This is a genomic window from Nocardioides marmorisolisilvae (assembly GCF_031656915.1).
GTDB lineage: Bacteria > Actinomycetota > Actinomycetes > Propionibacteriales > Nocardioidaceae > Marmoricola > Marmoricola terrisoli.
Genome location: NZ_CP134227.1, coordinates 3,033,214 through 3,054,081, shown reverse-complemented (window position 1 = coordinate 3,054,081; position 20,868 = coordinate 3,033,214). Strand labels below are relative to the sequence as shown.

Below are 20,868 nucleotides of genomic sequence, written 5' to 3'. Positions count from 1 at the left end.
GCACCGCTCACTGCAGGCAGCTACTTCAGGCAGCTCACTTCAGGGCGGCCAGCAGCCGGTCGGTCTTCCAGCCGGCCTCGGCCCACTCGTCGTCGACGTCCGAGCGCACCGTGACCCCGCCACCGGTGCCGACGCTCCACCGGCCATCCGGCGCCCGCACCAGCGAGCGGATCACCACACCCAGGTCAGCCCGCCCGTCCCCGGTCACCCAGCCGAACGCGCCGGCGTAGATCCCCCGCGGCGTCGCCTCGACCGCGTCGATGACCTCCATGGTGCGCCGCTTGGGCGCCCCGGTCATCGAGCCGGCGGGGAACATCGCCCGCAGCGCGGCGAGCGTGCTGACCCCTGGGGCGAGACTGCCCTCCACGGTGCTGACCAGCTGGTGCACCGATGGGTGCGACTCCGGCTGCATCAGTCCGGAGACGCGCACGGTGCCGGGACGGCACACCTGCGACAGGTCGTTGCGCAGCAGGTCGGTGACCATCAGGTTCTCGGCCCGGATCTTCGGGTCGGTGAGCAGCCGCTCGCGCTGCCGGGCGTCCTCCACAGCCGTGCCGCCCCGCGGGGTGGTGCCCTTGATCGGGCTGGTGACGACGCGACGCCCGGTGATCGTCGCGAACCGCTCCGGCGAGCTGCCGAGCAGGTGCGTGCCGAGGTGCCGCAGGTGCCCGGCGTACGGCGCCGGGTTGAGCGCGACCAGGCGCGCGTACGCCGTGTCCGGGTCGCGATCGGACTCCACCGCGACCCGATGGGTGAGGTTGACCTCGTAGCTGTTGCCGGCACGAAGCTGGCGCTGCACCTCGGCGAACGCCCGTCGGTACCAGTCGGGCGCGGTGCCCCCCTCGGCGGGCGGGGTCCCGCTCGGCGGCGTCGCGGCCGGAACCGGAGCGGCCCGCTGTGTCCGGCGGGCCCGCATCCAGACCGCGTCCGGTGTCCCCCGGGCGGGGCACGCCGGCAGGTCGGGGCGACAGGCGTAGCCGAGCCAGCCCACCCACAGCGTGCTCGGGTCGCCGTCGAGAAGGCCCTCGAGAACCGCGAACACGTCGTCGCCGAGCAGACCGCCGCCGGGATGGCCACGCACCTCGCCGCGGGCGGCGTCGTAGGAGAGGGAGAGGTCGTCGGGATCGAGGGAGCCGCGGACCGGTCCGTCCGGGCCGAAGCCGAGCGTGAAGGCGCGCTCGTTCATCGCAGGAAGTTGGCCACGAGGCGAGCGCCGTGCTCGGACAGCACCGACTCGGGGTGGAACTGGACGCCGACCAGCGGCAGCGATCGGTGCCGCACCCCCATCACCACGCCGTCGGCGGTCGCGGTCACCTCCAGCTCGGCAGGCACCCCCAGCGCCGCAAGGGAGTGGTAGCGGACCGCGGCGAAGTGCTGCGGGATGCCGTCGAACAGGCCCACCCCGTCGTGCTCGATCCGGGCCACCTCGCCGTGGGCCGGGTCGACCGGCCCGACGTGCCCGCCGTACGCCGTGACCAGCGCCTGCATGCCCAAGCAGACGCCCAGCACCGGCAGCCCGGAGGCGAAGATCGCGTGACCCAGGGCGAAGTCGCCGGGGTTCGCGGGGTGACCCGGGCCGGGCGAGAGCACGACGTGGCTGCAGTCCGCGAGGTCGAACGGCTCGTCGTGCTCGGCGACGTCGGGCAGGTGACCGGTGACGGAGGCGATCAGGTGCACCAGGTTCCACGTGTAGGAGTCGTGATGGTCCACGACCAGGACGCGGGTCATCCCAGCAGGTCGACGAGCAGTCCACGCAGGATCGCGAAGCCGTTCTCGGTGAGGATGGACTCGGCGTGGAACTGCACGCCGCGGAAGTGCGGCCCGGCCAGCAGGTGCACGTCGCCGGCGTCGTCCGCCTCGACCCGGACCCCCTGGGGCAGAGCCCCACCAGCCCGGCCCACGAAGGTGTTGTAGAACCCGACCGTCTCCGGACGGCCGTCGATCGCGACCGTGGACTGGGTGCCCTGGAACACGATGTCCTTGTAGGCAAGCTCGATCCCCAGTCGGCTGCAGAGCACCTGATGACCCAGGCAGACCGCGAGGAACGGGGTGCCCGCGGCGAGCAGGTCGTCGACCGCCCGCCGGAAGGCCGCGATCTTCGGGCTGTCGTCGTCGCGGGGGTCACCCGGTCCCGGCCCCACCACGACGAGGTCGTAGCCGTCGAACGCGCCGCTCTCGTAGGCCTCGTGCCGGATCACGGTCGGACTCAGACCGAGGACGCCGAAGACGTGCGCGAGCATGTTCACGAAGTCGTCCTCGCCGTGCAGGATCGCCACCCGCTTCCCGGTCAGCACCGGCGCCGGCGCCGCGCCGGACTGGTCGGTGAGCCAGAACTTGGCCAGCCGCTGGTTGCGGGAGTTCAGCGCGATCAGCACGTCCTCGTCGGTGGTCAGCGACGCGACGTCGGCCGGCGACCCGGCGGCCCGGGGCACCAGCCCGAACGCGCTCAGGATCCCGCCCGCCTTGGCATGCGTCTCGGCCACCTCGTGCGCCGGATCGGAGTCGCGGACCAGGGTGGCGCCCGCGGTGACGGTGAGCCGGCCGTCCGGGCTCACGTCCGCGGTCCGGATCACGATCGGGCTGTCCGCGGTCGGCGCCCCGTCGCCGTCGCGGCCGAGCAGCGCCAGCGCACCGGCGTAGTAGCCACGACCCTCGGACTCGTACTGCCGGATCAACCGGCAGGCGTTCTCCACCGGAGCACCGGTGACCGTGGCAGCGAACATGGTGTCGCGCAGCACGTCGCGTACGTCGGCACGGGTGCGGCCGGCCAGCAGGTACTCGGTGTGCACCAGATGGGTCATCGGCTTGAGGAACGGCCCGAGCACCTGCCCACCCTCGTGGCAGACGTCGCACATCATCTTGAGCTCCTCGTCGACGACCATGAAGAGCTCGTAGATCTCCTTCTCGTCGGCGAGGAACTCCAGCAGCCGTGCCTTGCGCTCGTCCTCGGAGAGCTCCGCGAGCCCGCGCAGCCGGAAGGTTCCGGAGATCGGGTTCATCCGCACGTCGCCGCCGTGCACGCTGACGTGCCGCTCGGGCGAGGCACCGATCAGGAACCGGTCCCCCGTCCAGAGGCAGTAGGTCCAGTAGGCGCCGCGCTCCTGCTCGAGCAGCCGGCGCAGCACGCTCAGTGCCTTGCGCGGAGCCGAGTCGGCGTCCCAGTCGCGCAGCCGGGCCCGGTAGCGGCGGCCGATCACCAGGTTGGCGCCCTCGCCGTTGCCGATCTCGTCGCGGATGATCCGCTCGACGACACCGGCGTACTCGTCGTCATCGGTCTCGAAGCCACCCCCCGGATCGGCTTCGACGGCGTCCTCGGGCAGCGCCGCGACGAGCTCCTCGAGCGGCACCTCCTGCTCGCTCTCGATGCGTACGACGGCCAGCGGGGTGCCGTCGTCATGCACCTCGAACCCGCGTTCGGCGACCTGCCGGAACGGCACCGCCACCAGCCGGTCGAATCGGCGACCCTCCGCCGGTGCACCGGTCTCCAGCGGGATGTCCGCGAGTCGGTCGGCCGGTTCCAGGCTGCCGGCGACGAGCGTGACCGTCTCGCTGTCGCGCAGTCGGATGACCGCCCAGGCCTCGTGACCGAGCAGAGCCTCGAGAGCGTCGGTGGCGCTCAGGGGATGGCTCGGCATGGCCGCACGCTACAACCTCGCTAGCGTGCCGCCACCGACCGATTGACCAGTGGGACGAAGCTGCGGCACGGCTCGTCACGCAGGCTCGGGCACGGCGGCTGGGCCGAGGGGATGCTCAGACCCGGCACGACGGGCAGCACCAGGCGCGACCGGTGCCGGGGCGAGGAGGACACCCACACCTTCGCGGTGCCGGTCGACGGCCGTGGCTTGGTGGTCGACCAGACCGGTTGGGTGCCGTTGGGCGCCGAGATCGTCACCCGGATTCGGGTGCCCTTCCGGTAGGCGTGGCCTTCGTAGTAGAGCGGGATCACGATCCTCGTGTAGTGCGTGCGCGGCAACGGCCGTGCGTCCTTTGCGGCGCCACCTCCGGAGGTTACTTCCAAGTAGGCGGATTGCACCATGGCGCCGACCGCCTCCGGCGGTTCAGGAGTGCGCGAGCGTGACCAGCCGCTGGGTCGCCCGGGTGAGTACTACGTACAGCGTGGAGCGGCCGGTGGGCGACTCGTCCTCGATCTCCTGCGGCTCGACCACCACGATGCCGTCGAACTCGAGGCCCTTGGTGTCCAGGCCGGCGAGCACCACGATCCGGGCATCTGGACCGGTGGCCTGGTCCGCGAACCGCGACCCCGCCACCCAGCGGCGCACCTCGCCCAGCCGCGCCACCGGCACGACAATCCCGATGGTCCCCTCGACGGCGCCGGCCATCTCGCCAAGGACGTCCTGGAGATCGGCCTCGAGCCGGTCGCCGACGATCCGCTGCTCCGGCGCGACCCCGGTCGAGCGGACCGCCTCGGGCAGATCGGCGTCCAGGCCCACCCGCTCGGCGTAGTCCGCCGCGAAGTCGTAGATCTCCGAGGAGTTCCGATAGTTCTTCGACAGATGGAAGGCATGCGTCGGCTTCTCACCGCCGGCCGGCGAGCGCAGCGCCTCGGCCCGGGCGCGAGCCGCCTCCGCGGGGACGGGCCACGAGGACTGCGCCGGATCGCCGACGACCGTCCAGGTCGCGGCGCGGCCACGGCGGCCGACCATCCGCCATTGCATCGGGGTGAGGTCCTGGGCCTCGTCGACCAGCACGTGCGCGAACCCGTCGTCCTCGACGCGGTGGGTGGGCGGTGTCCAGCCCCGCGGCCCGGCGTACTCGCGGTCGGCGGCGGTGGTCACCTCCTGCAGGGCGGCGTCAGCCAGGCCGAGCGGATCGGCGTCCTCGGAACCGGCCAGCGGGGGGTCGCCGAGCAGGTAGCGCAGCTCATCGACCAGCGGCACGTCGTCGATGGACAGGTCCTCGCCCCACGACTTGGCGAGCAACCGGACCGACTCGTCGTCCAGCACACCGTCGGCGACGCGGGCAAGGAGGTCGTGGTCGCGCAGCCAGCCGAGCACGCTGGAGGCGTCCAGCACCGGCCACCAGGCGGCCGCGAACTCGAGGAACGCGTCGTCGGTGCGGACGTCGTCGGCGAACTCCTCCTTGGTCCGCTCGCGGCCACGCTCGGAGCGGACCTGCAGCCACATCCGGTCGATCAGCGTCGAGGCGACCTTGCCCGTCGCGCGGTTCCGTCGGCCCATCGACAGCAGCTGCCGGCGTACCGCACTCAGCTCCCGGTCCCCGAGCACGATGCGGGAGTCGCGGTAGAACATGGTGAACTCGTGCGGTGCGCCGGGCACCGCCTGGCGGACGGTGCGCCGCAGCAGCTCGGCCATCGCGGCGGAGCCCTTCACCTCGGCCACCGCCGGCTCGTCGCGTCGGGTCGCCCGGACCCCGTCGACGACCTCTCCGAGCGAGCGCAGCGCCACCGCGGTCTCGCCCAGCGAGGGGAGCACTCGCTCGATGTAGCGCATGAACACGCCGGAGGGGCCGACGACCAGCACGCCGCCGCGCTCGTAGCGACGCCGGTCGGCGTAGAGGAGGTACGCGGCGCGGTGCAGCGCGACGACGGTCTTGCCGGTGCCGGGGCCGCCGGAGATCAACACCACACCCTTCTGCGGTGCCCGGATCGCGCGGTCCTGCTCCGCCTGGATGGTGGCCACGATCGAGTGCATCGAGCGGTCCCGCGCGCGGGACAGCTGGGCCATCAGGGCGCCCTCGCCGATGATGGGAAGCGAGGACTCGGCCGCGGCGTCGGCTTCCGGGTCGAGCAGGTCGTCCTCCACACCGATCACGGTGACCCCATGGCTGCGCAGGATCCTGCGCCGCACCACGCCGTGCGGGTCGGCGTGGGTCGCCTGGTAGAACACCGCGGCTGCCGGCGCGCGCCAGTCGATCAGCAGGACGTCGTGGTTCTGGTCGCGCAGCCCGATGCGGCCGACGTACCTCGGCTCGGCGTCGATCTCGGGGCGCAGGTCGAGTCGGCCGAAGACCAGGCCCTCGTGTGCCGCGTCGAGGGTGGCGACCCGGCGGGCCGCCTGGAAGACCATCGCATCACGCTCGACGAGGCCGCCCTCGTGCCCGAGCCGTCCCCGCTCGAGGCCCTCGCGGGCCAGCGCGGACGCAGACTCGGTGGAGGCGGCGAGCTGCCGGTAGACGGTATCGACGAACTCCTGCTCCACGGCGATCTCGCGGGCAGCAACGGCATCGTTCACGAAGGGTGTCCTCGAAGGCGGAAGTTGACGGGCGGAAGCGCTGAATACAAGGAAGGAAACTTTACCGGGTGGTGTCCGCGGCCGCGGCCGATATCCCCGAGGGTGGGCGCATTTCTATCGGAGAAATTTGTTGACGAAAACCGCAACGGCTTCTAAATTAGAACTACCCCACCGTTAGAAGGAGTCGCCATGACCACCATTCCTGCCAGCAACGCTGGCTCCACCCGTCCCCGAGCCCAGGTCGGCACCGCCGACCTGCGACGAGACCCGGGCTACCAGGCGTTCTGGGCGCTCCGTCTGGGCTTCGCGCTGCTGCCGGTCCTCTTCGGTATCGACAAGTTCGCCACCGTGCTGACCGACCACTGGGCCCGCTACCTGGCCCCGCAGTTCAACGACCTGATCCCGGGCAGCGCGGCCGATGCCATGCACATGGTGGGCGTCGTCGAGATCCTCGCCGGCATCATCGTGCTGCTGATCCCCCGGGTCGGCGCGCCCGTGGTCGCGCTGTGGCTGGCCGGCATCATCGTCAACCTGCTCATGGTCGGCGGGTACGGCGACGTCGCGCTGCGCGACTTCGGCCTGATGTTCGCGGCGCTGACCCTCACCCGGCTGGCCTTCGGCTACACGTCGGGCATGCCCACCCTGCCGAACCTGCGGCGCTGAGAGACCGGCGCCGAGGATGACCACCGCCTTCGTGTTCTCGGGCGGATGCAGCCTCGGCGCCCTTCAGGTCGGCATGCTGCAGGCCCTGGCCGATCGACAGGTCACCCCGGACCTGCTCGTCGGCACCTCCGCCGGGGCGCTGAACGCGGCCTTCGTCGCGACGCACGGCAGCGACCGTGCGGCCGTGGACCGGCTTGCGGATCTCTGGTCCGGTCTCCGCGCACGCACCCTCTTCCCGCTCGACCCGCGCCGGGCCCTGCTCGCGCTCACCGGCAACGGCAGCGCGCTGTGCTCGGACCGCGGCCTGCGGTCCCTGCTGCGCGCCAACCTGGGCATCGACGACCTCACCGACGCGCCGATCCCGCTCGCCGTGGTCGCCAGCGACTTCCTGTCCGGCGGCGAGGTGGTGCTCCGCACCGGCGACGCGACGAGCGCGATCCTGGCCAGCTGCGCCATCCCGGGCGTCTTCACCCCGGTCGAGCGCGAGGGCCGGACCCTCGTCGACGGCGGCCTCGCCGACAACACCGCCGTCTCGGCGGCGGTGGACGCGGGCGCCGACCGGGTCTACGTGCTTCCTGCCGGCTACGCGTGCGCACTGCGGGCTGCCCCCCGCTCCCCGATCTCCGCGGTCACCCATGCGCTCAACCTGCTGACCCAGCAGCGTCTGGTCGCCGACATCGCGCTGTACGCCGACCGCGTCGACCTCGTGGTCCTGCCACCACCGTGCCCACTGGACGTGCCGCCGCTCGACTTCAGCCGCGCCGGTGAGCTGATCAGGCGCTCCTACCAGGAGAGCAGCGCCCGGCTCGCCACCGCCGGGGGCCGACGCGAACACCCGGCGCACGACCTCGCCCTGCACCGGCATCTGACTGATGCCGAGCACAGGGTCACGCCAGGGCGTGGATGAACTCTCCGAGCTGGGTGAGGTTGCGGCACTCGACCATCGGCACGATCGCGGCGTACTCGCGGGCGGCCGAGTCGCCGGTGTCCCAGTGCCGGCGGTGCTCCGGGTTCAGCCACCAGCTGTGCCGGGCGTCGTACGCCATCTGGCGCAGCACCGGCAGTGCCAGGTCGGAGTAGTTGCTGCGGGCGTCGCCGAGCACGAGCAGGTTGGTGCGCGGGGTCAGCGCATCGCCGTACAGCTCGTGGAAGCGGCTGAACGCGCGGCCATACGCCGTCCGTCCCCACAAGGTGGCGTGTTCGGCGCTGGCCGCGAGCTCGGCGAGCGTGTCGGCGGGATCGGCCCCGACGGTGAACCGGTCGGTGACCTCGTGGATCTCGTCGACGAAGGTGAACGCCCGGACCCGGTGGAACTGCTCGCGGAGTGCGAAGACGAGCATCAGCGTGAAGCCGGCGAAGTTCGCGACCGAGCCGGACACGTCGCAGAGCACCACCAGGTCGGTGCGGCCCGGGCGGCGCGGGAGGTGGCGGGTCTCGAGCGGAACCCCACCGGACTGCATGCTCGCCCGCACGGTCCGGCGGAAGTCCAGGCGAGTGCCGCGACGGTCGTGCTTCTGCTTGCTCATCCGGGTCGCCAGCCGACGGGCCAACGGGTAGATCTCGCGGCGCATCTCCTCCAGGTCGGACCTGCGGGCGGCGGTGAAGTCGATGCGGTCGATGCTCCTGCGCACCGTGTTGCGCGCGACGTAGTCGGCCCCGCGCACCTCGGCCGCGCGTCGGCTCACCTCCGCCTCGACCAGCTGGCCGAACCGGTCGGAGCGACGCTGGATCTCCCGCCTCCGCGACGGGTCGTCGGCGGCGTGCAGCCCACGCAACAGCCGCTCAACCAGTTCGCCGGGGGCCACCCTGTTCATCACGTTGTACGACGACCAGCGCTGCTCGCCCGGCCCGCGACCGCGGATCAGGCCGAACCGCTGCACCCCTTCTCGGGCCAGCATCGTCAACGACTCCTCGGCGCTACTGGCCAGGGCCTCGGCCAGTTGCTCGCGGAACCCGGCCAGCTCCTCCGGTCCGTCGAGCGCGTCGTCGCCGTCCGTCTCCTCGCGCGCCCGGGTGGGCGTCCCCACCACCGCAGGGAAGAAGAGGTCGAAGATCCGGTCGAACTGGGAGCGGTGGACCTGTCGCTTGACCAGGGTGGCGGCGTACCCGGCGCGCAGCGCCTCACGGTCCGCGAGGTCGAGTGCGGTGACGGCGCGGACGCCGTCGAGCCCTTCGGCCAGCGAGACCGGCAGCCCGGCCTCGCGCAGCGCCGCCACGAACTCGAGGTGCCGGTCGAGCAGGGTCATCGCGTCGGGCCGAGCCCGGTCCGGTCGTCGAGCTTGGTCCGGTCGTCGAGCTTGTCGAGACGCAGCTCGCGGATCGCCTTGTGATGGTCGCTGACGTGCTTGAGCAGCACCCCCAGCGTCCGATCGATCACCCCGGCGTCGAGGGTGCCGATGCCGAGCGCGACCAGGGTGCGCGCCCAGTCGATCGTTTCGGCGATGGACGGCTGCTTCTTCAACTCCAGCCCGCGCAGCCTGTGCACGGTCTCCACGATCTGACCGGCGAGGCCGTCCTCCACGCCGGCGACCTGCTCGAGCACGATCTGCTTCTCCCGCCCGGCGTCGGGGTAGTCGATGTGCAGGTAGAGGCAGCGCCGCTTGACCGCCTCCGACAGCTCCCGGGTCGCGTTGGAGGTGAGGACGACGAGCGGCCGACGCAAGGCTGTGACCGTGCCCAGCTCCGGGATGGTGACCTGGAAGTCGCTGAGCACCTCCAGCAGCAGGCCCTCCACCTCGACGTCGGTCTTGTCGACCTCATCGATCAGCAGCACCGTCGGCTCCTCGCGGCGGATCGCGGTCAGCAGCGGTCTGGTGAGCAGGAACTCCTCGCTGAAGATGCTGGTGCCGCGATCCTCCTGGGGTGCCGCCTCACCCACGCTGGCCGCCCCGGCCTGGATGTAGAGCAGCTGCTTCTTGTAGTTCCACTCGTAGAGGGCACGTGCCTCGTCGAGGCCCTCGTAACACTGCAGCCGCACCAGCTCGGCGCCGGTCGCCAGCGAGATCGCCTTGGCGAGCTCGGTCTTGCCGACCCCGGCCGGCCCCTCGACGAGCAGCGGCTTCTCCAGCACGCCCGCGAGGTAGGTCGTCGTGCCGGTCGCCAGGTCGGGCAGGTAGCCGACGGCGGCGAGCCGCTCAGCGGCCTCCGCAGGGGAGCTGAACCAGGTCATGGGCCGGAGTCTACGAACCGGCGGCCGGCACCGCGGCGGCGTCCACGGCCGGCACGGAGAAGAGTCGGCGCGGCAGGGCGAGCAGCGCGACCGCCACCACAGCGGCGATGCACCCCGAGACCAGCAGCGGGATCCGGCCGTCCGCCCCCCAGGCCAAGCCGGCCCAGACGCCGGCTACCAGCACCGCAGCACCGGAGATCCCCTGGAACAGCCCCTGCCCGGTGCCCTGGGCGTGCCGGGGCAGCAGCGAGGAGACCCATGCCTTGCCGGCACCGTCGGTCAGGCCCGTGTAGGCGCCGTACCCGGCCAGCAGCAGCCAGGCCGCGAGGTGGTTCCGGCTGGCCCCGAGGCCGGCGTACACGACGGCGAAGACGACCAGGCCCACGCCGACGACCGTCTGCGGACTGAGCCGGTCCGCCACGACGCCCGCGGGGTAGCTCAACGCGCTGTAGACCACGTTGTAGAGCACGTAGGCGAGGATCACGCCGACGACCGAGAAGCCGATCTCGTGCAGCCGCAGAAGCACCAGCGCGTCGGGGAAGTTCACCAGGCCGAAGAGCGCGATGACCACAACCACCCTCCAGTACGGCGCCGGCAGCCGCTCGGCCTGCTTCACGTCGATCCTCGGCGCGGTCGGCCGGGGGGCCGCCGGTCGGCTGGGCTCGTGCAGCAGGAAGACCAGCAGCACCGAGCAGACCGCCGGCACCACCGCGACCCAGAGCAGCGGGCGCAGGTGGTGGTGCAGCAGTTCGTAGCTGCCGAGCGCGATCAGCGGGCCGATCACGGCGCCCGCGGTGTCCGCGGCGCGATGGAACCCGAACGCCCGCCCGCGGGCGTCGACCGGGATGCCGTCGACGAGCAACGCGTCCCGCGGTGCACCCCGGATCCCCTTGCCGAGCCGGTCCACGCAGCGACCGACGAGCACGACCGGCCAGATCCCGGCCGCCGCCACGAGCACCTTGCCGACGGCCGCCAGCCCGTAGCCGCTGGCCACGATGGGCACCTTCGGGAACCGGTCCGCCAGCCTCCCGGCGACGATCTTGGTCACCGCCGCGACGCCCTCGGCGACCCCCTCGACGATGCCGACGACGGCCGCCGGTGCGCCGAGCACACTGGTCAGCAGGATCGGCAGCAGTGGATAGAGCAACTCGCTCGCCGCGTCCTGCAACAACGAGACACCCGAGACGATCTTGAGGTTGCGGGTCAGCCAGGGCCGACGGGGCGAGGTCACTCCCGCACGGTACTTCGCCACCGGCTCCGCAACGTTGCGGGAGCCTGAGAACGCAGCGGCGATGCACCACGAGATGTGGGGCGATGACCCGAAAGGGTCAACGCCCCACATGGCGGTGGCGGTGGGATTTGAACCCACGGTGGGCTTGCACCCACACACGCTTTCGAGGCGTGCTCCTTAGGCCGCTCGGACACGCCACCGCGCAGAAGGCTACCGGAGCGGGTCCGGTCGGCCGAAATCGCCGCCTCAGGCCCCCACGAGTACGACGCGCAGCGTCCGTGGACCGTGCACGCCCTCCACCCGGTCCAGCTCGATGTCGCTGGTGGCGCTCGGCCCACTGATCCAGGTGAGCGGACGGGAGGGGTCCAGCAGTGCGATCGCGTCGGGCACGTCCGGCACCACCTGCTCGGCCCGCACGATGCAGACGTGCACGTCCGGTATCAGCGAGATCACCCGCCGACCCTGTCCCGGCCCGTGGTCGAGCACGATCGTCCCCGTCTCGGCGATCCCGACCCTGGCATCGGTGACGACCGCCGCGACGTCGTCGAGCCGGGCGGCCGAGAGCCAGCTGCCCGCCGCCCCGTCGACCACGGCGCCCGGCAGCTCCAATGACAGGCCGCCGGGCACCACCACGGTCCCGTCGGGCAAGGCTGCGCGCACGGTCGTCGCCAGGTCGGCCGGTGTGCACCGGATGACCTCGGCGCGGTAGTCGGCCACGCGCTCGGCGAAGAGCGCCACCACGTCCTCGGGCGGCCGGCCTCGCGGCGCGACGACGGGGGTCGGGTCGGCCGGCACGCCGTCGAGCGCGGCGCGCACCCGGGACAGGATCTCCTCACGCGCGCTCATCGCCGGCCCCCGTCGGTGCGGTCCCACCAGGTCCGGAACGACTCTTCCGGCGGAGTGGCCAGGTCGCGGGCACCGGTCCAGGCTGCGGCGGGGCCGGGCAGATGCTCTACGGCCGGACGGCCGCCGGGCAGCGTCTTTCGACCCAGCTTGCGCAGGACTCGGCCCGCCAGGCCCGACGTACGCTCCACCGCGGCGAGCCGACGATGGTCGCCGAAGACGTACGACGCCGCGCGCATCGCCAGCGCCTCCGGCTTGGGCACCCGATCGCCCCGGTGGCCGTCGACGACCCGCGACCGCAGGTGCACCAGCACCTCGGGGATGTCGATCCGGACAGGGCAGGCCTCGAAGCAGGCGCCGCACAGCGATGAGGCGAACGGCAGCGAGTCGGTCTGTGGGTCTCCGGTGCCGCGCAGCAACGGGTTCAGGATGGCGCCGATCGGCCCCGGGTACACCGACCCGTAGGCGTGGCCGCCGACGCGTTCGTAGACCGGGCACACGTTCAGACAGGCCGAGCAGCGGATGCAGCGGAGCGCCTGGCGGCCGACCGCATCGGCCAGCGCGCGGGTGCGCCCGTTGTCGAGGAGCACGACGTGCACCTCCTGAGGACCGTCGCCGGAGGAGACCCCGGACCAGGTCGAGGTGTAGGGGTTCATCCGCTCGCCGGTCGACGAGCGCGGCAGCAGCCGCAGCAACGGGTCGAGCTCGGCCCAGGTGGGCACCACCTTCTCGATCCCGACGACGCTGACCAGCACCTCGGGCAGGGTCAGGCACATCCGACCGTTGCCCTCCGACTCGAGCACCACCAGGGTGCCCGTCTCCGCGACGGCGAAGTTGGCGCCGGAGACGGCCATCGTGGCCCGCAGGAACTTCTCCCGAAGGTGCTCGCGGGCCGCCTCGGCCAGCACCGCCGGCTCATCGGTGAGGTCGGTCGGCGCAGGTCGCCCGACCTGCGCCATCCGGCGCAGGAAGATCTCGCGGATCTCTGCCCGGTTGCGGTGGATCGCGGGCACCAGGATGTGGCTGGGCAGGTCGTCGCCGAGCTGCACGATCAGCTCGGCGAGATCGGTCTCCCAGGCGGCCACCCCGGCCTCGGCGAGGGCCTCGTTGAGGCCGATCTCCTGGGTGGCCATCGACTTGACCTTTACGACCTCGTCCACGCCGTGGGCGCGGGCGACGTCGACGACCACCGCGTTCGCCTCCGCGGCGTCCCGGGCCCAGTGCACGGTCGCACCGTGGGCCACCAGCGTCTCCTCCAGGCGGAGCAGCTGGGCCTCCAGGTCGTGCAGCGCGCGGTCCTTGACGGCGGCGCCGGCCAACCGCAGCTCCTCCCACTCGGGCACCTCGGCGACGACGCCGGCCCGCTTGTCCCGGATCGTGCGGGTGGCGTGGGCGAGGTTGTGGCGCAGCTGCGTGTCTGCCAGGGCGGCCCGGGCGGCGTCGGGGAAGGCCGGCATCCCGACGAAGGTCGCGCTCACCGCTCGGTCCCCGCGAGGACCTCGGCGAGATGCATGACCCGCACCCCCGAACGCTGTCGCGAGAGCAGCCCGCCGATGTGCATCAGGCAGGAGTTGTCACCGGCGACCAGCACCTCGGCCCCGGTGTCGCGGACGTGCCGGGCCTTGTCCGAGCCCATCGCCACCGACGTGTCGGCGTTCTTCATCGCGAAGGTACCGCCGAAGCCGCAGCACTCGTCGGCACTGGTCAGGTCCACCAGCTCCAGGCCACGGACCTGCTCCAGCAGCCGCCGCGGGCGATCGCCGACCCCGAGCATCCGCAGCGAATGGCAGGTCGGGTGGTAGGTCACCCGGTGCGGGAAGTAGGCGCCCACGTCGGTCGCGCCGAGCACGTCGACGAGGAACTCGCTCAGCTCGTGGACCTTCGGCGACGTGCCCGCCACCGCCTCCTCCAGGGTCCGGTCGCCCGATCGCCGCGCGACGAGGGCGTGCTGGTGCCGGGCCGAGCCCGCGCAGGAGCCGGACGGCGCCACGATCGCGTCGTACTCGGCGAACGCCGCGGTGAAGGCGCGCACCGCCGGAACCGCCTCGTCGAGATAGCCCGTGTTCACCATCGGCTGACCGCAGCAGGTCTGCCCGGCGGGGAACTCCACGTCGACGCCGAGACGGCGTAGCAGCGTCACTACGGCCTTCCCGGTCTCGGGGAACATCGCGTCGTTGACGCATGTGACCATCAGCGCGACCCGCATGGCACTCACCGTAGACCGGGGGCTACCGATGACCGGCGAAGAAGTCCTCGATCAGCGTGGTCGACTCGTCTGCGAGCACCCCGGCGACCACCTCCGGGCGGTGGTTGAGCCGGCGATCGCGGACGACGTCCCAGAGGCTCCCGACCGCGCCCGCCTTCTCGTCGTAGGCACCGAAGACCAGCCGGTCGACGCGCGACAGCACGGTGGCGCCGGCACACATGGTGCAGGGCTCGAGCGTCACGACGAGGGTGCACCCGGCCAGTCGCCACTCCCCCCGTGCCGCGGCCGCCTCCCGGAGCGCGACCAGCTCCGCGTGGCCGGTCGGGTCGCCGTCCCGCTCGCGGATGTTGTGCCCGCTCCCGACGACCTCTCCGGACGGGCCGAGCACCACCGCTCCGATCGGCACGTCCCCGGCGGGCAGGGCGCGCGCGGCCTCGGCCAGGGCGAGCCGCATCGGCTCCTCCCACCGGCCGGCGGTCGTCCCAGCGGTCATTCGGCCAACCCTGCGAGCTCGTCGAAGCGGTCCCCGAAGCCCAACCGGGCGGCCAGCTCGCTGAGGATCTCGTCGGGGTAGAGGTCCAGGTCGTCCAACAGCGCGCCGAGGTCGGCCGCGGGCATGCCCATGTCCGCGACGATCGCCAGGTCCCCGGCGGGCACCTCCTCGTCGTCGTCCTCGACGTGCAGGCCCAGATGGTCCACCGCGCTGCGAGCCAGCGGCCAGTCGGTCGCGGCGCTCGCATCCGAGAGCAGCACCCGCACCTGCCCGCCCGTCGAGCGGACCACCAGCAGGAAGTCCTCGTCGACCGAGACCAGCGCCAGCGCACCGGTCTCCCCCGGATAGCGACGCAGCTCGCGCGCGATCGTCTCCACGGAGTCCGCGGCACCCGGGGCGAGCTCCTGGACGTACCACTCGCCCTCCTCGAGGTACGCCGCCAGCGCCAGGTCGACCTGGCCGGCCTCCGCATCCGTGATCTCGGGCATGGATCGATGGTGGCAGACCCGGCCAGCCCGCACCACTGGCCGGGAGCAGCTGATGGCCTACGGTTCTGCGTATGCGCGTTCATGCCGTCGACCACCCGCTGGTGGCCCACAAGCTCACCACCCTGCGCGACAGCGGCACGGCGTCGCCCGAGTTCCGCCGGCTCACCGACGAGCTGGTCACGCTGCTGGCCTACGAGGCCACCCGCGACGTGCGCACCGAGACCACCACGGTGGAGACCCCGGTCGCGCGGACCGAGGGGATCACCCTGTCGCGCCCCCGGCCTCTCGTGGTGCCGATCCTGCGGGCCGGCCTGGGCATGCTCGAGGGGATGATGCGGCTGCTGCCGACCGCGGAGGTCGGGTTCCTCGGGATGGTGCGCAACGAGGAGACGCTGGAGGCCTCGACGTACGCCGAGCGACTGCCGGCCGACCTGTCCGGACGCCAGTGCTACGTCCTCGACCCGATGCTGGCCACCGGCGGCACCCTGGCCGCGGCGATCCGCTTCCTCACCGACCGCGGCGCCGACCACATCACCGCGATCTGCCTGCTGGCCGCACCCGAGGGCGTGGCGAACGTGGAGGCCGGGCTGACGGGACTCGACGTACCGGTGACGATCGTGGTCGCGGCCATGGACGAGCGGCTCAACGAGCGCGGCTACATCGTCCCCGGTCTCGGCGACGCCGGCGACCGGTTGTACGGGCTGGCCCAGTAGTCCAGTCTGAGGCCATGGAGGTCCGCTTCGTCACGCCGGACGGCATGACGGCGCACCCGGTCGAGGCGGTCGCGTCGCTGCGCGCACGCACGGACGGACTCGTGTGGGTCGATGCCTCAGCAACCGAGGACGGCGTCGCCGAGCTGCTGCGCGACGGCTTCGGTGCGCACCCGCTGGTGATCGAGGCGTGCCTCCGACGCAACCACGTGCCCACCGTGCACGGGTACGGCGACGCCTTCTTCCTGGTCCAGCACACGCCGCTGCTGGGCCCGGCCGGTCACGTCCACCTGCTCGAGCTCGACCAGCTGATCGGCCCGGACTTCCTTGTCACCGTGCACGGTCCGATCAACCCGGTCGTCGACCCTGCCCAGGCCATGACCGAGACCGAGCTGGCGGCGCGGCGCATCGACGACGGCCGGCTGCATGCGACCTCGCCGATGCGGCTGGCCTATGCGATCGGCTCCGCCGGCGCGCGTCGGCAGCGCGCCCTGGTCGGGGACGTCGCCGAGAAGCTGCCCGGTCTCGAGCAGGAGGTGATGACCTCCCGGCTGCGCGACCCCGAGCAGCTCCTCGAGCAGCTGTTCCTGATCCGGCACGAGCTGACCACCGCCCGCACGATGGCCGCGCAGTGCCATGACGTGGTGGCCCGCCTGCACCACCTGGGTCGAGGACTGGCCGACTCGGACCGCGAGCTCGTGGACGACCTCGCCGACCAGCTCGACCGGGTGCGCTCCCTCGCCGACGGCGAGAGCCAGTTCCTGTTCGGCGTGATCGACCTCTATCAGACCAAGGTCAACACCAAGATGACCGTGGCGATGGAGCGGCTCGCGGTGATCGCCGCAGTCACCCTGCCGATCACCGCGATCGCGTCGATCTACGGGATGAACATCCTCGGTCCCCACCAGCACCTCGAGCTCGCCCTGGTGCTGCTGGTGATGCTCTTGATGAGCGCCCAGCTGCTGCGCTGGGCCCGCCGCCAGGGGTGGTGGTGACGCCCGACCTTTCCCAGGTTAGGAACCCAAAGTCCCTCTTCCCACACGAGAGTCGATGTGTGAAGAGGGACCTTCCTGGGTGAACCCGTCGCGCGCGGAGAAGGCCGCGATGACGGAGCGGCCGCCGGCGTACGTCGTACCGCCGCGCTACAGCGCCTTGACCGCGTTGAGGAGCTTGCCCATCGTGTCCTTCGCGTCGCCGAAGAGCAGCTGGGTCTTCTCGTCGAAGAGCAGCTCGTTCTCGATGCCGGCGAACCCGGGACGCATGGAGCGCTTCATGAAGATGATGTTCTTCGCCTCGTCGGCGTGCAGGATCGGCATGCCGTAGATCGGGGCGCCCGGGGTCGTCTTCGCAGCCGGGTTGACCACGTCGTTGGCACCCACGACGAGCACCACGTCGGCGTCCTTGAAGTCGCCGTTGATGTCGTCCATCTCCTTGAGCTGCTCGTAGGGCACCTGGGCCTCGGCGAGCAGCACGTTCATGTGTCCGGGCATCCGGCCCGCGACCGGGTGGATCGCATAGTCGACCGTGGTGCCGCGCTCGCCGAGCACGTCGACCAGCTCACGCAGCGAGTGCTGCGCCTGCGCGACCGCGAGCCCGTAGCCGGGGACGATGATGACCCGCTCGGCGTACCCGAGCAGGATCGCCGCGTCGGCCGGCTGCAGCGACTTCACCGGCCGGTCCGAGGCCTCGCCGCCACCCAGCGTCGAGCCGCCCTTGAGCGCCCCGAACAGGATGTTGGTGACCGAGCGGCCCATCGCGTTGGCCATCAGCAGGGTCAGGAAGGTTCCGGACGCGCCGACCAGGGTGCCGCCGACGAGGAGCACGGTGTTGGACAGCACGTAGCCGCCCGCGGCCACGGTCAGACCGGTGAACGCGTTGAGCAGTGAGATGACGATGGGTACGTCGGCACCGCCGACCGGCAGGACCAGCAGCAGGCCGAAGAGCAGGCCGATCAGCCCGAGCACGATGCCGAGCCACATGGATTGGACGATGACCAGCCGCACCGACAGCACCACCGCGGCGGCCAGCGTGATCGCGAAGAGATAGCGCAGGCCGGGGAAGGTGACCGGCCGCGAGGTCATCAGCTCCTGCAGCTTCGCGAAGGTGACCGCGGAGCCGGCGAACGAGACCGCGCCGACGACGATCGTGAAGGCCGTCGCCGCCCACACGAACCAGTTCTCGCTCTCATGGGCGGCCAGGTGCTCATGCAGCTCGAGCAGGGCGACGAGTGCTGCCGCGCCACCGCCGACGCCGTTGAACAGCGCCACCATCTGCGGCATCTGCGTCATCTGCACCTTCTGGGCGCCATAGACGCCGCCGATGGTGCCGACCACGATCGCGGCGACGATGAGCGGGACGTGGTGCAGGTGCTCACCGGTAGCGGGGTTCTTCACCACGAACGGGGTGATCACCGCCACCACAGCAGCGACGGCGCCGACCAGGTTGCCGTTGCGCGCGGTCTTCGGTCCGGAAAGACCCTTGAGCGCAAGGATGAAGCAGACCGCGCAGGCGAGGTAGACGAGTTGGACCCAGGTGGGCAGCATCAGGCGCTCGCCCCCTTGGAGCCCGCCGCGCTGTCGTTCGACGCAGGCTTCGCGGCCGGCTTCTTGCGTTGGGTGAACATCTGCAGCATCCGGTCGGTGACCACGAAGCCGCCGACCATGTTCACCGAGGCGAGCACGATGGCGATCACCCCGACGATCACCGCAGCGGTGTTGTCGGTGCTCCCGGTGACGAGGATCGCGCCGAGCAGGATGATGCCGTGGATCGCGTTGGCGCCGGACATCAGCGGCGTGTGCAGCGTCGAGGACACCTTCGAGATCACCTCGATGCCGACGAACACGCTGAGCACGAAGATCGTCAGCCAGACGACGGCGACACTCACGGCGTGCTCCCCTCGTGGGTACGGCGGGCAGGCTGGTGGTGGGTCATGACTGGTCGGCCTCCGGGTTCAGGGGAAGGTCGAGCTGGAGCTCGGTCTGGGCGGGATCGGACACCGAGTCGTCCGGTTGCTGCGGTACGGCGGGAGCGTCCGGCGACGGGTCGGTGTGCTCGGACTCCGAGTCGTCACCCTCGGCCTCCTCAGCCCCGGCCGTTTCCTGAGGCTCGGTCACAGGCGCTGCATCTGCCTCGGGCGCTGCATCGGCCTCAGCCTCGGGCTCAGCCTCAGGCTGGGCCTCGGGCACAGCGACTGTCTCGGGCTCAGCGACTGGCTCGGACTCGGTCGCAGGTGCCTCGGCGGGCGCAGCCTCGGACGCCACCTCCGGGGTCGCGTCCTCCGGCTCTTCCTCAGGCGCGGCCACCGGAGCAGGCTCGGGCTCGCTCTCGAGCTCGGGCACTGCCTCGGCGGCCGGCGGTGCAGCCGCATGCGGCGGCGGTGGCGGGGGCGGCATCCGCGGGGCGGGCGCCTCGTCGGCCTCCTCGGCGAGCGGGACCGGACCATCGGCGCCGGTCTCCGCGGCCCATTCCTGCTCGGGCTCGAACTCGGGCTCGTCGAGGTAGCTCTGCGGCTCCTCGTTGGGCTCCAGCGGCGCCGTCTCCGGGTCATCACTCATCAGGGTCGGCATCGGTGCCGGCGCGGGCTCGACCGGGTCGGCGGGGGCGTCGTACGTGACTGCGGCACCCGCGGCAGCCGCGCCCACCTCGGCCACCGGCGCTGGCTCGGGTTCGGGCTCAGGCTCCGGCTCGGGGTCCGGGCCGTCGATCGCCTCACGGGTCGGCTTGTGCAGGATCCGGCCCTCATGGGTGACGCAAGCACCCTGGACGATCTCGTCCTCGAAGTCCGGCGCGAACTGGCCTGGCTCGACGTCCTCGCCCGTGGCGGTCATCAGGGTGACCAGGTTGACGACGTTCTGCGCGTAGAGCCGCGACGCGGGAACCGGCATCTGGGCGGGCACGTTCGCGCCACCCCAGACCTGTGCGTGCCCGATCCGGACGATCTCGCCGGGGGCCGAGCCCTCAACGTTGCCGCCGCTCTCGGCCGCGAGGTCGACCACCACCGACCCGGGCTTCATCTGCTCGACCATCTCACGGGTGACCAGCATCGGCGCCTCGCGTCCGGGCACTGCGGCCGTGGTGATCAGTGCGTCGGCCGCTGCGATGTACGGCGTCAGCAGCTCACGCTGCCGGGCGGCCCGGTCCTCGGTCATCTCGCGTGCATAGCCACCGGAGCCCTCGAGGGTCTCCAGCTCCAGGTCGATCGACTTCGCGCCCATCGAGCGGATCTCCTCGGCGGCGGCCGCGCGGACGTCGTAGGCCCGGACGACCGCGCCGAGGCGCTTGGCCGTCGCGATCGCCTGCAGTCCGGCGACGCCGGCGCCCAGAACGACGACCTCGGCCGGCTGAACGGTGCCGGCCGCGGTCATGTTCAACGGGAAGAACCGTCGCAGCATCCCGGCCGCGACGATCGCGCAGCGGTAGCCGGCGACCAGGGCCTGCGAGGACAGCGCATCCATGGACTGCGCCCGCGAGATCCGGGGCACCAGCTCCATTGCGAACGACGTCACCGCTCCATCCCGCAGGTCGGCCACCAGGTCGTGCGACTGGTTGACCGGCAGGAAGGAGATGGTCGTGGTCCCCTCGCGCAGCTCGCGCACCCGCTCGGGGTCCAGCGGCGCAACAGAGACGACCACGTCCGCGGTGGCGACCGCGTCGGCGGCGACCGTCGCGCCGACCGCCTCATAGTCGTCGTCGAAGAACTCCGCACCGTCACCGGCGCCGGGCTCGACGAGCACGTCATAGCCCAGCCCGGTCAGCTTCTCGACCAGTTCCGGGACCATCGCGACTCGGCTCTCGCCGTCGCGGGTCTCCTTTGCCACTGCGATCCTCACCCGTGCAACCTATCGGGCTCGGAG

20 protein-coding genes and 1 tRNA gene are annotated in these 20,868 nt (G+C 71.7%); 4 read left to right on the top strand and 17 right to left on the bottom strand.

What is annotated here, in order from left to right:
- Nucleotides 1-34: 34 nt before the first annotated feature.
- The 5 genes from Q9R13_RS14645 to Q9R13_RS14625 all read right to left on the bottom strand — a co-directional run bounded on the left by Q9R13_RS14645 (nt 35) and on the right by Q9R13_RS14625 (nt 6,212).
- A complete protein-coding gene (locus Q9R13_RS14645) occupies nt 35-1,186 on the bottom strand; it encodes an anthranilate synthase component I family protein (protein ID WP_310961908.1) in 1,152 nt (383 codons plus the stop codon).
- Nucleotides 1,183-1,728 carry an anthranilate synthase component II gene (locus Q9R13_RS14640; RefSeq protein ID WP_310961907.1) on the bottom strand — a complete coding sequence of 182 codons (546 nt, stop codon included), beginning with the start codon at nt 1,726-1,728 and terminating at the stop codon, nt 1,183-1,185. The genes Q9R13_RS14645 and Q9R13_RS14640 overlap by 4 nt, the downstream gene beginning before the upstream one ends.
- On the bottom strand, nt 1,725-3,635 hold the full coding sequence (locus Q9R13_RS14635; RefSeq protein WP_310961906.1) for a chorismate-binding protein: 1,911 nt from the start codon (nt 3,633-3,635) through the stop codon (nt 1,725-1,727). The genes Q9R13_RS14640 and Q9R13_RS14635 overlap by 4 nt, the downstream gene beginning before the upstream one ends.
- 20 nt (nt 3,636-3,655) lie before the next feature.
- Nucleotides 3,656-3,946: a hypothetical protein gene (locus Q9R13_RS14630; RefSeq protein WP_310961905.1), complete on the bottom strand. Its 291-nt coding sequence runs from the start codon at nt 3,944-3,946 to the stop codon at nt 3,656-3,658.
- 112 nt (nt 3,947-4,058) lie between these two features.
- On the bottom strand, nt 4,059-6,212 hold the full coding sequence (locus Q9R13_RS14625) for a HelD family protein (protein ID WP_310961904.1): 2,154 nt from the start codon (nt 6,210-6,212) through the stop codon (nt 4,059-4,061).
- Nucleotides 6,213-6,401: 189 nt separating this feature from the next.
- Between Q9R13_RS14625 and Q9R13_RS14620 the strand changes: the two genes are divergently transcribed.
- Both Q9R13_RS14620 and Q9R13_RS14615 read left to right on the top strand, forming a co-directional pair.
- Nucleotides 6,402-6,875: a hypothetical protein gene (locus Q9R13_RS14620; protein ID WP_310961903.1), complete on the top strand. Its 474-nt coding sequence runs from the start codon at nt 6,402-6,404 to the stop codon at nt 6,873-6,875.
- 16 nt (nt 6,876-6,891) lie between these two features.
- A complete protein-coding gene (locus Q9R13_RS14615; RefSeq protein WP_310961902.1) occupies nt 6,892-7,782 on the top strand; it encodes a patatin-like phospholipase family protein in 891 nt (296 codons plus the stop codon).
- On the opposite strand, the gene Q9R13_RS14610 is transcribed toward Q9R13_RS14615, so the two are convergent.
- The 9 genes from Q9R13_RS14610 to Q9R13_RS14570 form a co-directional block, all read right to left on the bottom strand.
- On the bottom strand, nt 7,763-9,121 hold the full coding sequence (locus Q9R13_RS14610; RefSeq protein ID WP_310961901.1) for a vWA domain-containing protein: 1,359 nt from the start codon (nt 9,119-9,121) through the stop codon (nt 7,763-7,765). The two genes, Q9R13_RS14615 and Q9R13_RS14610, sit on opposite strands and share 20 nt — an antisense overlap.
- Entirely contained in the window at nt 9,118-10,044 is a 927-nt protein-coding gene (locus Q9R13_RS14605) for an AAA family ATPase (protein ID WP_310961900.1), read from the bottom strand. Before Q9R13_RS14605 ends, Q9R13_RS14610 begins: the two co-directional genes overlap by 4 nt.
- Before the next feature lie 10 nt (nt 10,045-10,054).
- On the bottom strand, nt 10,055-11,275 hold the full coding sequence (locus Q9R13_RS14600; RefSeq protein WP_310961899.1) for an MFS transporter: 1,221 nt from the start codon (nt 11,273-11,275) through the stop codon (nt 10,055-10,057).
- Nucleotides 11,276-11,385: 110 nt separating this feature from the next.
- Nucleotides 11,386-11,475, bottom strand: a tRNA-Ser gene (locus Q9R13_RS14595).
- A gap of 46 nt (nt 11,476-11,521) precedes the next feature.
- Nucleotides 11,522-12,121 carry a LutC/YkgG family protein gene (locus Q9R13_RS14590; RefSeq protein ID WP_310961898.1) on the bottom strand — a complete coding sequence of 200 codons (600 nt, stop codon included), beginning with the start codon at nt 12,119-12,121 and terminating at the stop codon, nt 11,522-11,524.
- On the bottom strand, nt 12,118-13,575 hold the full coding sequence (locus tag Q9R13_RS14585; RefSeq protein ID WP_397219446.1) for a lactate utilization protein B: 1,458 nt from the start codon (nt 13,573-13,575) through the stop codon (nt 12,118-12,120). The genes Q9R13_RS14590 and Q9R13_RS14585 overlap by 4 nt, the downstream gene beginning before the upstream one ends.
- Nucleotides 13,576-13,592: 17 nt before the next feature.
- Nucleotides 13,593-14,324 (bottom strand): (Fe-S)-binding protein, encoded by a 732-nt coding sequence (locus Q9R13_RS14580; RefSeq protein WP_310961896.1) that lies wholly within the window; start codon nt 14,322-14,324, stop codon nt 13,593-13,595.
- Between the two features lie 22 nt (nt 14,325-14,346).
- The gene (locus tag Q9R13_RS14575) at nt 14,347-14,817 is read right to left on the bottom strand and encodes a nucleoside deaminase (protein ID WP_397218249.1); all 471 of its coding nucleotides are present in this window, start codon (nt 14,815-14,817) and stop codon (nt 14,347-14,349) included.
- The gene (locus tag Q9R13_RS14570; protein ID WP_310961895.1) at nt 14,814-15,305 is read right to left on the bottom strand and encodes a tRNA adenosine deaminase-associated protein; all 492 of its coding nucleotides are present in this window, start codon (nt 15,303-15,305) and stop codon (nt 14,814-14,816) included. Before Q9R13_RS14570 ends, Q9R13_RS14575 begins: the two co-directional genes overlap by 4 nt.
- A 71-nt stretch (nt 15,306-15,376) precedes the next feature.
- Here Q9R13_RS14570 and upp point away from each other — a divergent pair, with 71 nt between their 5' ends.
- Nucleotides 15,377-16,018 (top strand): uracil phosphoribosyltransferase, encoded by a 642-nt coding sequence (gene upp / locus Q9R13_RS14565; protein WP_310961894.1) that lies wholly within the window; start codon nt 15,377-15,379, stop codon nt 16,016-16,018.
- Nucleotides 16,019-16,032: 14 nt separating this feature from the next.
- Nucleotides 16,033-17,010 (top strand): magnesium transporter CorA family protein, encoded by a 978-nt coding sequence (locus Q9R13_RS14560; protein ID WP_310961893.1) that lies wholly within the window; start codon nt 16,033-16,035, stop codon nt 17,008-17,010.
- 147 nt (nt 17,011-17,157) lie between these two features.
- Here Q9R13_RS14560 and Q9R13_RS14555 read toward each other — a convergent pair whose 3' ends face one another.
- From Q9R13_RS14555 to Q9R13_RS14545, 3 genes are read right to left on the bottom strand one after another with little or no spacing between them, the layout of a single operon-like run.
- A complete protein-coding gene (locus Q9R13_RS14555) occupies nt 17,158-18,558 on the bottom strand; it encodes an NAD(P)(+) transhydrogenase (Re/Si-specific) subunit beta (RefSeq protein ID WP_310961892.1) in 1,401 nt (466 codons plus the stop codon).
- Nucleotides 18,558-18,899 (bottom strand): NAD(P) transhydrogenase subunit alpha part 2, encoded by a 342-nt coding sequence (locus Q9R13_RS14550; RefSeq protein ID WP_310961891.1) that lies wholly within the window; start codon nt 18,897-18,899, stop codon nt 18,558-18,560. Before Q9R13_RS14550 ends, Q9R13_RS14555 begins: the two co-directional genes overlap by 1 nt.
- A 43-nt stretch (nt 18,900-18,942) precedes the next feature.
- The gene (locus Q9R13_RS14545) at nt 18,943-20,844 is read right to left on the bottom strand and encodes a Re/Si-specific NAD(P)(+) transhydrogenase subunit alpha (RefSeq protein WP_310961890.1); all 1,902 of its coding nucleotides are present in this window, start codon (nt 20,842-20,844) and stop codon (nt 18,943-18,945) included.
- Nucleotides 20,845-20,868: the final 24 nt, after the last annotated feature.